This window comes from Providencia sp. PROV024, from assembly GCF_032709665.1.
Taxonomy (GTDB): domain Bacteria; phylum Pseudomonadota; class Gammaproteobacteria; order Enterobacterales; family Enterobacteriaceae; genus Providencia; species Providencia huashanensis.
In genome coordinates this window covers 2,779,430-2,790,807 of sequence record NZ_CP120545.1, presented here as the reverse complement: position 1 = coordinate 2,790,807, position 11,378 = coordinate 2,779,430, and the positions used below count along the sequence as shown (strand labels likewise).

11 protein-coding genes are annotated in these 11,378 nt (G+C 42.9%); 10 read left to right on the top strand and 1 reads right to left on the bottom strand.

The annotated features are described in order from the left end of the window. Positions 1 to 296 precede the first annotated feature (296 nt). Positions 297 to 1,220: a DMT family transporter gene (locus P3L56_RS12910; RefSeq protein WP_042844494.1), complete on the bottom strand. Its 924-nt coding sequence runs from the start codon at positions 1,218 to 1,220 to the stop codon at positions 297 to 299. Between the two features lie 101 nt (positions 1,221 to 1,321). On the opposite strand from P3L56_RS12910, the gene P3L56_RS12905 reads away from it, so the two are divergent. The 10 genes from P3L56_RS12905 to purF all read left to right on the top strand — a co-directional run bounded on the left by P3L56_RS12905 (position 1,322) and on the right by purF (position 11,238). Beyond that, positions 1,322 to 2,125 (top strand): AraC family transcriptional regulator, encoded by an 804-nt coding sequence (locus tag P3L56_RS12905; protein WP_042844491.1) that lies wholly within the window; start codon positions 1,322 to 1,324, stop codon positions 2,123 to 2,125. A 96-nt stretch (positions 2,126 to 2,221) separates the two neighbouring features. Then, entirely contained in the window at positions 2,222 to 3,352 is a 1,131-nt protein-coding gene (pdxB, locus tag P3L56_RS12900; RefSeq protein ID WP_042844489.1) for a 4-phosphoerythronate dehydrogenase PdxB, read from the top strand. A 72-nt stretch (positions 3,353 to 3,424) separates the two neighbouring features. Continuing rightward, the gene (locus tag P3L56_RS12895; protein WP_042844487.1) at positions 3,425 to 4,435 is read left to right on the top strand and encodes an aspartate-semialdehyde dehydrogenase; all 1,011 of its coding nucleotides are present in this window, start codon (positions 3,425 to 3,427) and stop codon (positions 4,433 to 4,435) included. Then, entirely contained in the window at positions 4,435 to 5,250 is an 816-nt protein-coding gene (gene truA / locus P3L56_RS12890; RefSeq protein WP_042844485.1) for a tRNA pseudouridine(38-40) synthase TruA, read from the top strand. The genes P3L56_RS12895 and truA overlap by 1 nt, the downstream gene beginning before the upstream one ends. 66 nt (positions 5,251 to 5,316) lie before the next feature. Then, the gene (locus P3L56_RS12885) at positions 5,317 to 6,003 is read left to right on the top strand and encodes a DedA family protein (RefSeq protein WP_042845356.1); all 687 of its coding nucleotides are present in this window, start codon (positions 5,317 to 5,319) and stop codon (positions 6,001 to 6,003) included. A 103-nt stretch (positions 6,004 to 6,106) separates the two neighbouring features. Continuing rightward, positions 6,107 to 7,087 carry an acetyl-CoA carboxylase, carboxyltransferase subunit beta gene (gene accD, locus P3L56_RS12880; RefSeq protein WP_042844483.1) on the top strand — a complete coding sequence of 327 codons (981 nt, stop codon included), beginning with the start codon at positions 6,107 to 6,109 and terminating at the stop codon, positions 7,085 to 7,087. Continuing rightward, positions 7,077 to 8,366: a bifunctional tetrahydrofolate synthase/dihydrofolate synthase gene (gene folC, locus P3L56_RS12875; protein WP_131680538.1), complete on the top strand. Its 1,290-nt coding sequence runs from the start codon at positions 7,077 to 7,079 to the stop codon at positions 8,364 to 8,366. The genes accD and folC overlap by 11 nt, the downstream gene beginning before the upstream one ends. Positions 8,367 to 8,371: 5 nt before the next feature. Further along, complete coding sequence (dedD, locus tag P3L56_RS12870; protein WP_042844480.1) at positions 8,372 to 9,022, top strand: cell division protein DedD; 651 nt, start codon at positions 8,372 to 8,374, stop codon at positions 9,020 to 9,022. Positions 9,023 to 9,202: 180 nt separating this feature from the next. Beyond that, positions 9,203 to 9,706, top strand: a complete 504-nt coding sequence (gene cvpA / locus P3L56_RS12865; RefSeq protein WP_042844479.1) for a colicin V production protein — start codon at positions 9,203 to 9,205, stop codon at positions 9,704 to 9,706. A 14-nt stretch (positions 9,707 to 9,720) separates the two neighbouring features. Next, positions 9,721 to 11,238 carry an amidophosphoribosyltransferase gene (gene purF / locus P3L56_RS12860; protein ID WP_042844478.1) on the top strand — a complete coding sequence of 506 codons (1,518 nt, stop codon included), beginning with the start codon at positions 9,721 to 9,723 and terminating at the stop codon, positions 11,236 to 11,238. Positions 11,239 to 11,378 lie beyond the last annotated feature (140 nt).

Sequence of the window (11,378 nt, the reverse complement as noted above, 5' to 3'; positions counted from 1 at the left end):
TACTACTTAATGGGTAGAATGATTTTAGTTAAGTCTAATTGCTTAAGAAGAAGATTCAATCAGAATTTCCCTTTATTGCTTGCTCAGATTAGCTTTGCACAAGCTTATCAGCGAATGACAGACAAAGGGTGACTGAGACGTTTTAGAGCGTTACAAAATATAAATGACGAAAAACCGTGCAGGAATGTGGGAAGAAATATATTGAGGAAAATAGATAAAACATAGCCCCACAGAGTGGGGCATATGAGTCCACGACATTGCTTTTATTGCTTTAAGTTATAAGTTGTAGCGGCAGGTTACTGACAAGTATCTTCTTGCTGTGCCACTTTTTTATTACGGCTAAATACTTGCGTCAGTGGGGTACGTAATTGTTGCGCTAACATTACTCCTAATAATACAACACCTCCACCAATTAAATGATAGCTTTTTAATTCTTCGCCAAGAGCAAAAACGGCAATAATGGCGGTAAAGACCGGAGCAAGGTTCATAAAGATAGACGTGGTATTTGCCCCTAGCCGCATTACGCCTTGGATCCATAGCGCAGGCGCAATGATGGAGGCGGCGATCCCTGCAAATACGACTAGCCCAATATTGTGGCTGTTGAGTGACACATCATCAGCTAACAAAAAGTTAGGCAATAGCAGAATAACCCCAAAGAACACCTGCACATAGAGTGAATCCCAGCTAGATAATTGGATTGACCAACGCTTAGTTAATACACCGTAGAGGGCATAAGCTGCTGATGCTATTAGCATCATGATTTCGCCTTGGCCTAAGCCATGAGAAAATAATGAGATAGGGTTACCTTGGCTAACGAGCCACGACAGGCCCAATAATGATAGGGCGGAGCCCAATACAATACCAACAGTTGGGATAACACGTAATACGAAAATACTGATCACAACGGTTAATAATGGGATCAGTGAGTTCATTATCCCCATAAAGGTCGCACTGACACTATGGGCAGCGTAATAGGCTAAGCTTTGGTATAGCATCATGCCCAGAGCCCCTAAAATGGCTAATTGCCACCAGTGTTTCATGACGACTTTGTGGTTTCGTAGCACCGAACGTAATACAAATGGGGTCATGACGATTAGCGCCAACGCCCAGCGGTAAAAAGAAATTGCAGCAGGGTCAATAGCCGTGGATGCTGCTTTGTTAACAATCGCATTGATAGACCATAATAAAACCGCAATTAGCGGAAAAAGAAGACTTTTCATTAAAACACTCTCCCGTATCGAATGCGCAGTAGTATACATCTGTCTGGTTTTTTATATATACTGATATTCAGACAATCGATAACGCTTTTCAGACAGGTATCATGGAAACTTCAAAATCAGATATTTGGCAAGTCAGTGAATGCAATATTATTGAGCCTGAACTTATTGCTTTTCGCCACGAGCAAACTGCCGCGCTGACGGAATACAAATCCCATTCACACCCATTTGGGCAAATGTTATATGTGGTTTGCGGTATTATGGAAATGGAAGTTGCGGGTAAGCACTATTTAGCGCCACCTGAGTTTTGTATTTGGATACCTGCAAATATTTCCCATGCTAGCTTTAATAAAGAAAGTGTCAAATTTCGTATTATTGATTTCTCACATCAATACAATCAAATATTAGCTCAACGGCCGTGCGTGATTAAATTAAGCCCTATATTTCAATCCATCATGAGCGATATGTATCAAAGAGGCATTGTACAACCAGAAACTGAACAAGATCTACGGTTAGCTCATGTACTCATTGACCAGTTTTCATTATCACCTTGCCAAGATACTTATTTGCCTAACACTAAAGACAAGTTTTTAGCGCCAATCTTACTGGAATTGCAAAATGACCCTGCGGATAATACGACCTTGGCTGGGTGGGCAAAACGTTTTTATACCTCAGAGCGTACATTGTCACGACGCTGCCAACAGGAACTCGGTATGTCATTTAGTGAATGGCGTCAGCGCTTGCGCTATCTTCATGCGGTAGCGGGTCTTGAATGTGGTAAAAGTGTACACGAAGTGGCACTTGATGTTGGATATAGCTCTGCGTCGGCATTTATTGCGATGTTCCAACAAATTTCAGGGGTAACCCCCGACCGTTTTCGAGCGAAAGAGTTTGTGACAGAAGATTAGTTTACATTGGAACGTTAACTCTCATAGGCATCTGGGGCAAAGCGTGGCAAAATATTGCGATGCAAAGCCGTATCGTCAATAGATTGGGACAAAACAGTGAAAATTTTAGTTGATGAAAACATGCCTTATGCTCAGGCATTATTTAGTGAACTGGGCGAAGTTAAAGCTGTACCGGGGCGTCCAATACCCGAACACGAATTAATAAACGCGGACGCATTAATGGTACGGTCGATCACCAAGGTGAATGAATCTCTATTGAAAAATACGCCGGTTAAATTCGTTGGAACGGCAACAGCAGGTTTTGACCATGTAGATACTGCATGGTTGGCAACGGCAAATATTGGTTTTTCTTCTGCACCCGGTTGTAATGCTATTGCGGTAGTGGAGTACGTTATTTCATCGTTATTATTCCTTGCGGAACGTGATAACTTTGATTTACGTGATAAAACAGTAGGGGTCATTGGTGTAGGGAATGTCGGTGGGCGTTTAGCTGAGCGGTTAAACGCTTGGGGCGTAAAAACCTTATTATGTGATCCTCCACGTGCCGCTATGGGCCAACAAGAAGATTTTGTGTCTTTTGAAACCGTATTAGCGCAGGCGGATGTGTTAACTTTCCATACGCCATTGAATCTTTCTGGGGAATATCAAACTTTTCATTTAATGAACCAAACCCACTTAGAAAACCTACGTGATGGCACCATTTTAATTAATGCTAGCCGGGGTGAGGTGGTTGATAACCAAGCATTATTAAAAACATTGCAACAGGGGAAACCGTTGAGTGTGGTACTGGATGTTTGGGAGCCGGAACCTGACTTGTCTACTGAGCTATTAGCTTTGGTCGATATTGGTACACCGCATATAGCAGGTTACACCCTAGAAGGTAAAGCAAGGGGAACGACGCAAGTTTATGAAGCTTACTGTCAATTTATCGGTAAATCCGTGCAAATTTCCCTTTCATCATTGTTGCCAAAACCGGATATTAGCGAGTTAACCTTCAATGGTAAATTAACGCAAAGCCAACTCAAAAGATTAGCCCATCTTGTGTATGATGTACGCCGTGACGATGCCAAGCTGCGCAAGGTAGCAGGTATTAAAGGGGAATTTGATAAGCTGCGTAAAAACTACCAAGAACGTCGCGAATGGTCATCACTCAATGTGGCTTGTGATAACGCCGATGTTGTCGCGCAGCTTAATGCATTAGGGTTCAGTGCTTATTTAGCAAATTAATTGGTATAATTTTTTATCATTAAACGATCTCATTAATGGGGTCGTTTAGTTTTTATTACTAGAGGAATAGCCATGACTGAAGGTTGGAATATTGCAGTATTAGGCGCAACTGGGGCTGTAGGTGAGGCCATTATCTCACTGCTAGAAGAAAGGGAGTTTCCAGTTGGCGAACTGTATTTACTAGCCAGTGAGCGTAGTGCGGGGGAGAGCGTACGTTTTAGTGGCAAAAGTATTCAAGTTGAAGAGGTGAATGGTTTTGATTGGTCGCAAGCGCAAATTGCTTTTTTTGCGGCTAATGAAGCGGTTAGCATGCAATATGCAGAATTAGCGGCACAGGAAGGTTGTATTGTTATTGATACAAGTGGCGTATTTGCTCAAGAACCTGATGTGCCATTAGTGGTACCAAATGTGAATCCTCAAGTTTTAGCTGATTACCGCAATCGTAATATTATTTCTTTGGCAGATAGCTCCGTGAGTCAATTGGTCACAGCGATTAAACCGCTGGTGGACGCAGCAGGCTTAGGGCGAATTACCTTAACGAATATGTTATCCATGTCGAGTTATGGTAAAGCAGCCGTCGATGAACTTGCAGGGCAAAGTGCACGTTTATTAAATGGTATTCCTGCGGAAGAAGGGCGTTTTAGTAAGCAACTTGCTTTCAATATGTTGCCTTTATTGTCAGACATGGAGGGGAGTGTTGTTCAAGAACGCCGTCTTGTTGAACAAGTGCGCAAAGTACTCCAAGATGAAGGTTTACCTGTTGCTGTTAGTTTTATTCAGTCGCCTGTTTTTTATGGAAATGCTCAAGTTGTCTACTTGGAAACGTTACGCCCTTTGAGTGCAGAAGAAGCGAATGAAGAACTTGAACGTTTTGCGGATATTCAGGTCTCAGAAGAAGGGGATTATCCAACTCAGGTAACGGATGCTTCTGGCAATGACCAACTAAGTGTCGGCTGCGTTCGTAATGATTATGGCGTTCCTGAAATATTACAGTTTTGGTCGGTGGCGGATAATGTGCGCTTCGGTGGGGCACTGATGGCAGTAGAAACCGCTGAAAAATTAGCTCAGGAGCTATTCTACTGATGTCAGAACCAACAAAGTTGTATCGGGTTGCGTTAGGGGTCGAATACAACGGTAGTCGCTATTTTGGTTGGCAGCGCCAACAAGAAGTGAAAAGTGTGCAAGGGTGCTTAGAAATCGCCTTGTCAAAGATTGCCGCAGAGCCGATCAACGTATTTTGCGCGGGTCGTACGGATGCAGGTGTTCATGCCACTGGGCAGGTGGTGCATTTTGAAACCTCAGCCAATCGCAAAGAAGCGGCTTGGACTATGGGGGCAAATACACATTTGCCTGCGGATATTGCAGTTCGTTGGTGTAAACCTGTGAATGATGAGTTTCATGCACGGTTTAGTGCCACCGCTCGCCGCTACCGTTATGTGATTTTCAATCATCGCTATCGGCCTGCAATTTTATCTAATGGTGTAACTCATTTTCACTACCCATTAGATGAAAAAAGAATGCATCAAGCGGCTCAGTCACTTTTAGGTGAGCGTGATTTTACCTCATTCAGAGCAGTCCAGTGCCAATCAAAGTCTCCATGGCGTAATGTAATGCACGTGAATGTGAGTCGCCATGGTCATTATGTGGTGGTGGATATTAAAGCCAATGCCTTTGTTCACCACATGGTTAGGAATATTGTTGGTAGTCTGTTGGAGATAGGGTGTGGCAATCAAGGTGTTGATTGGATACAACATCTTCTTGAGCTAAAAGATCGCACCAAAGCAGCGGCAACGGCAAAAGCTGAAGGCTTGTATTTGGTGAGCGTCGATTACCCTGAACAATTTGCATTGCCGCAGAATGTTATGGGGCCTCTTTTTCTTGCAGATGAACTGATATAAAGCAAACTTTTTATTTGTCCCATCATTGTTGGGAATGGCATGGACGCTATCATTAATGAGGATTATATGGAATTCATCACTTTTATTATCGACTTTATTTTACACATAGATGTGCACCTTGCTGAACTCGTTAGAGACTACGGTACATGGGTATACGGGATCTTATTCCTGATCCTTTTTTGTGAAACAGGTCTAGTGGTCACACCATTTTTACCTGGGGATTCGTTATTATTTGTTGCGGGTGCAATTTCAGCATTAGACAGCAATGATTTAAATGTTCACTTAATGGTCGCATTAATGATTACTGCTGCGATTATTGGTGATGCAGTGAATTACACCATTGGACGTGTTTTTGGCGAAAGGTTATTTAAAAACCCGGACTCAAAAATTTTTCGTCGCGTATATTTAGAAAAAACCCATGAATTTTATGAAAAACATGGTGGTAAAGCGATTATACTGGCTCGTTTCGTGCCGATAGTAAGAACATTTGCGCCTTTCGTTGCAGGAATGGGGAAAATGTCTTATCGTCATTTTGCCTTTTATAATGTCGCAGGTGCATTTATATGGGTATTATTATTTACCTATGCAGGTTATTTATTCGGTGATTTACCGATTGTACAAAAGAATTTGAAATTATTGATAGTCGCGATTATCTTTGTTTCAATTTTGCCGGGTGTGGTTGAAATTATTCGCCATCGCCGTAAGGCCGCGAAAGAAAAGCGTGCTACAGCGCAAAAAATCGATAACCGTTAAGCGGTTTAAAAAGTTTTTATCTACAGTGAGATATCATTGTGGTTTAATGGCAAAAAATACCTACTGGTGATAACCAGAGTGAATCAGACAAAAAGGTCCATTAATGAGCTGGATTGAAAAAATATTAAAGAAAGGTAACTTGACCCAATCACACAAAGCCAATATCCCAGAAGGGGTTTGGACGAAATGCGATAGCTGTGGGCAGGTGTTATACGGTGCTGAATTAGAGCGTAACTTATCAGTGTGTCCTAAATGTGACCACCATATGCGTATTCATGCACGCCAACGTTTAGAAACCTTCCTTGATGAAGACTCAACGTCCGAATTAGGTAGTGAACTTGAGCCAAAAGACCTCCTCAAGTTTAAAGACTCAAAAAAATATAAAGACCGACTTTCAGCCGCACAGAAAGAAACGGGCGAAAAAGATGCCATTATTGTCATGAAAGGGACCCTAAAAGGGATGCCGGTTGTCGCTGCGGCATTTGAATTCGCCTTTATGGGTGGTTCAATGGCATCGGTTGTTGGTGCTCGTTTTGTCCGCGCAGTGGAACAGGCTTTGGAAGATAACTGTCCATTGGTGTGTTTTTCATCAAGTGGTGGCGCTCGTATGCAAGAAGCGTTGTTATCATTGATGCAAATGGCAAAAACCAGTGCAGCGTTGGCAAAAATGCAAGAACGCGGCTTACCGTATATTTCAGTACTAACTGACCCAACTATGGGTGGCGTTTCTGCTAGTCTTGCAATGTTAGGGGATATTAATGTTGCTGAGCCTAAAGCCCTGATTGGTTTTGCTGGCCCGCGTGTTATTGAACAAACGGTACGTGAAAAACTGCCACAAGGTTTTCAACGCAGTGAGTTTTTACTCGAAAAAGGCGCTATCGATATGATAGTCCGCCGCCCTGAAATGCGTGACCGCTTGGCTGAAGTCTTGGCAATGTTAACGAATAAGCCTAGTTTTACTGAGGCGCCAATTATTGTTGCAGAAAATGTAGAAGTTGACATTGATATTACTGATGAGACTGATGGCTTTGAGGTAGACGTACAAGAAAAGGAACCTGCAAAGCATAAAAAAGATGATGAGTAATTTAATCATTCCTAATGCCAAGTCTCCATTGGAGACTTGGCTTTCTTACCTCACCGACTTACATAGCCAAAATATTGATATGGGGTTGGAACGAGTCGGTCAAGTCGCTAGGCAAATGAACCTCACACAGCCTGCACCTCGAGTTATCACTGTCACTGGAACTAACGGTAAAGGGACAACGTGCCATACGTTAGAGTCTATTCTGATGGCATCAGGGCTCAAGGTTGGGGTCTATAGCTCACCACATCTTGTTCGTTATACAGAGCGTGTGCGTATTCAAGGCCAAGAACTTGCAGAGTCAGAGTTTTGCGCAGCGTTTGCGACCATTGAATCACAACGTGAAAACATTTCGCTTACCTACTTTGAATACGGTACCTTGGCTGCATTACAGTTATTTAAGCAAGCTGAGCTGGATGTGGTTATTTTAGAAGTGGGGCTAGGCGGCCGCTTGGATGCAACAAATGTTGTGGATGCCGATATTGCAGCGATCACCAGTATTGCGTTAGATCATACAGACTGGCTTGGGGCTGATAGAGAACATATTGGCTATGAAAAAGCGGGTATTTTCCGTTCTGGTCACTATGGTGTAGTCGGTGAACCTGATATGCCAGCGTCTATTGCTCAAGTGGCGGATAAACTAGGTACGGTGCTTTTTCGTCGTGGTGCGGATTGGCAATATAGTGAACAAGCGGGAAGTTGGTCATGGAAAAGTGCTCAACATGAGTGGCATAATTTACCATTACCGAATGTCCCATTAGCGAATGCAGCAACCGCGCTTGGTGTTATTAGCTGCTTATTATTGATTGATGTTGATATCGCCCAAAAAGTTACAGAAAGCGCAATTCATCAAGGGTTAAAATCGGCTCAATTGCCAGGGCGTTTTCAGGTTATCGGTGAAAAACCATTGATGATTTTAGACGTGGCACATAACCCGCATGCTGCAGGCTATTTAGTCAGTAAATTAGCCGAACTTCCTGTTATGGAAGGGCGTCATATTCGTGCGGTTGTCGGTATGTTAGGTGACAAAGATATTAAAGGCACTCTTGATTGCCTGTCACAGCAAGTTACTGATTGGTATATTGCGCCATTAACTGAATTTAGAGGGGCTGATGTCGCTACGCTTAGCCAACATTTAGCGCAAGCGAATGAATTTGATTCCGTAGAAAAAGCATGGCAACAAGCTTGTCTCGATGCAAAAGAGCAAGATGTGGTTGTTGTGTGTGGGTCATTTCATACTGTCGCCCATGTTATGATGTTATTAGAAAACCAAAAAGGATAGTGCCGGTGGCTAGTAAATTTCAGAATCGTCTTGCTGGCGCCATTGTTCTTGTTGCTGTAGGGGTTATCGTTCTCCCTGCACTGCTTGATGGCGATAAGAAATATAATGAAAATGAATTTGCGGCCATTCCTATTATCCCTAAACCGGGTGATGAAGAAGATATTGAAGCGATAGCGCCTATCGCCAGTACGACATCAACAGCTTCTTCTGAAGGGGCTTCTGAAGCGATGCTGTCAGAAGCGATAACACAGCAGCAAAATGAACAAGTTGAAGCGGCAACATCGGCTGAAAATAATCCACCTGCTGTTGTTGAGCCAGTAAAACCAATCAAGCCAGAAGTTAAACCAGAGCCTAAGCCACAACCGAAAGTTGAACCAAAACCGGAGCCTAAACCCGAAGTGAAACCAGCTCCGCAAGGTAAAGCGTTTGTTGTGCAAGTTATTGCCTTAAACAATGCAGCTAAGGTAGAAGAAATTGTGGCAAAACTCAGGTTGTCTGGTTACCAAGTGTATACGGTTCCCGCTAAGCCAGTGAATAATAAACTCACACGTATTTACGTGGGGCCAGAAGCCTCTAGGCAAAGGCTAGAGGCCGCGTTACCAGAGCTAAATTCGATTACAGGGACTAAAGGGATAATTCAAACCTATAAACCTTAAAATTAAAGATCCAATAATCCCTAAAAGGTAAGGGGATTTAGTAACTTACTGCGGCGATTATGATTTTTTCTTTTCGCCGCTATTTTTTTAAATTTGATATAAAAATGGTTACGCAAACGTTTTCGTTTTCTGTTAGAATGCACTTCGCTGATGTCGTGAGTGCGAATTTTGGAATGGAATATGGTCTGGATAGATTACGCAATTATCGCCATTATTGGCTTCTCGGCACTGGTTAGCTTGATCCGTGGTTTTGTACGTGAGGCATTATCACTAGTGACATGGGGTTGTGCTTTTTTTGTTGCAAGTACCTTTTATCCTTATTTAGCCAGCTACTTTACGCGCTTTGAGGATATACTTGTTAGAAATGGCATTGCTATCGCTGCATTATTTATTGCCACCCTTATTGTGGGGGCAGTAGTGAACTATGTGATTAGCTCATTAGTACAAAAAACGGGGTTATCAGGCACAGATCGGGTTCTGGGGATCTGCTTCGGTGCGCTGCGTGGTGTGTTAATTGTTTCGGCCTTATTGTTTTTTCTCGATACATTTACACCACTTCCTCAAAGTGAGGATTGGCAGCGTTCGGAACTTATTCCGCAGTTCAGTCATATCATCAGGTGGTTTTTTGACTACCTGCAAAATGCGTCAAGTTTCCTACCGGAGAATATTTCTCCGTCTGGCTGATGAGGAAAGACTAAATGTGCGGTATTGTCGGTATCGCCGGTGTAACACCGGTAAACCAATCGATTTATGATGCTTTAACGGTGTTACAACACCGTGGGCAAGATGCAGCAGGTATTGCCACTATTGATGGCAAAAATAATATTCGTTTACGCAAAGCGAATGGTCTGGTTAAGGATGTGTTTGAAACACGTCACATGCTCAGGTTACAAGGCTGTATGGGGTTAGGGCATGTTCGTTACCCAACTGCGGGGAGTTCAAGTGCTTCTGAAGCTCAACCTTTCTACGTAAACTCACCTTTTGGTATCACCCTTGCTCATAATGGTAATCTGACAAATGCTCATGAACTCACTCGGAGTTTATTTGAAACAGCACGCCGCCATGTCAATACCACATCGGATTCTGAAATATTACTCAACGTATTAGCTTATGAGCTAGATAGGTTTGACCATTTCCCTCTTGAGCCAGATAACGTGTTTAGTGCTGTCTCAGCGATGCACAAAAAACTACGCGGCGCCTATGCTTGTGTGGCACTTATTATTGGCCATGGGATGTTAGCATTCCGTGACCCTCATGGTATTCGTCCCCTAGTATTAGGGCGTCGGGTCACAGAGAAGGGTGAGCACGAATATATGGTGGCTTCTGAAAGTGTTGCACTTGATACACTAGGTTTTGAGTTTTTACGGGATGTCGCCCCCGGTGAAGCGGTCTATGTCACTGAGAAAGGCCAATTATTTACCCGTCAATGCGCAGAAAACCCACAATTGACGCCATGTATTTTTGAATACGTTTATTTTGCTCGCCAAGATTCCTTTATCGATAAAGTCTCGGTCTACAATGCAAGGTTGCGCATGGGGCAAAAACTTGGCGCTAAAATTGCCCGTGAATGGGAAGATTTACACATCGATGTTGTGATCCCTATTCCTGAGACTTCGTGTGATATTGCTCTGGAAATAGCACATATCCTTGATAAACCGTATCGCCAAGGGTTTGTAAAAAACCGTTATGTGGGTCGGACGTTTATCATGCCTGGTCAACAAGAGCGTCGTAAATCGGTGCGCCGTAAATTGAATGCAAACCGAGCAGAGTTCCGTGACAAAAATGTCTTATTGATTGATGACTCAATAGTGCGTGGCACCACATCTGAGCAAATCGTTGAATTAGCGCGTGAAGCGGGAGCAAAAAATGTTTACTTTGCTTCAGCGGCACCGGAAGTGCGTTTTCCGAATGTCTATGGCATTGATATGCCAAATGCTAATGAGCTAATTGCTCATGGTAGGGAAGTGGATGAAATTCGTAAATTAATTGGTGCAGATGGGTTAATTTTCCAAGATTTAGCTGATTTGGTGGATGCGGTTCGTGAGGAAAATCCAGAAATTAATGAGTTCGAATGTTCTGTGTTTGATGGTATTTACGTCACCAAGGATATCGACCAAAGTTATTTAGATTATCTGGAAAACTTACGTAAAGATGACGAGCTAAAATTGAAAGATAAGAGTGAGGTTGAAGACCTCGAAATTTATAACGAAGGCTAAATTTTCGTCATAGTTTCGGTTACAGCGTTGTTGGCTTCATTCAGCTACCCAAGTCACATACTTTTGTATGCTCCTTGGGATAGCTTCATTCAGTTACCCAAGTTACCTACTTTTGTATGCTCCTTGGGATAGCTTCATTC

What these genes read in the sequence shown, in the direction of transcription:
- P3L56_RS12910 (WP_042844494.1), bottom strand. Translation starts at nt 1,220, where the DNA reads ATGAAAAGTCTTCTTTTTCCGCTAATTGCGGTTTTATTATGGTCTATC.
- P3L56_RS12905 (WP_042844491.1), top strand. Translation starts at nt 1,322, where the DNA reads ATGGAAACTTCAAAATCAGATATTTGGCAAGTCAGTGAATGCAATATT.
- P3L56_RS12895 (WP_042844487.1), top strand. Translation starts at nt 3,425, where the DNA reads ATGACTGAAGGTTGGAATATTGCAGTATTAGGCGCAACTGGGGCTGTA.
- truA (WP_042844485.1), top strand. Translation starts at nt 4,435, where the DNA reads ATGTCAGAACCAACAAAGTTGTATCGGGTTGCGTTAGGGGTCGAATAC.
- P3L56_RS12885 (WP_042845356.1), top strand. Translation starts at nt 5,317, where the DNA reads ATGGAATTCATCACTTTTATTATCGACTTTATTTTACACATAGATGTG.
- accD (WP_042844483.1), top strand. Translation starts at nt 6,107, where the DNA reads ATGAGCTGGATTGAAAAAATATTAAAGAAAGGTAACTTGACCCAATCA.
- folC (WP_131680538.1), top strand. Translation starts at nt 7,077, where the DNA reads ATGATGAGTAATTTAATCATTCCTAATGCCAAGTCTCCATTGGAGACT.
- cvpA (WP_042844479.1), top strand. Translation starts at nt 9,203, where the DNA reads ATGGTCTGGATAGATTACGCAATTATCGCCATTATTGGCTTCTCGGCA.
- purF (WP_042844478.1), top strand. Translation starts at nt 9,721, where the DNA reads ATGTGCGGTATTGTCGGTATCGCCGGTGTAACACCGGTAAACCAATCG.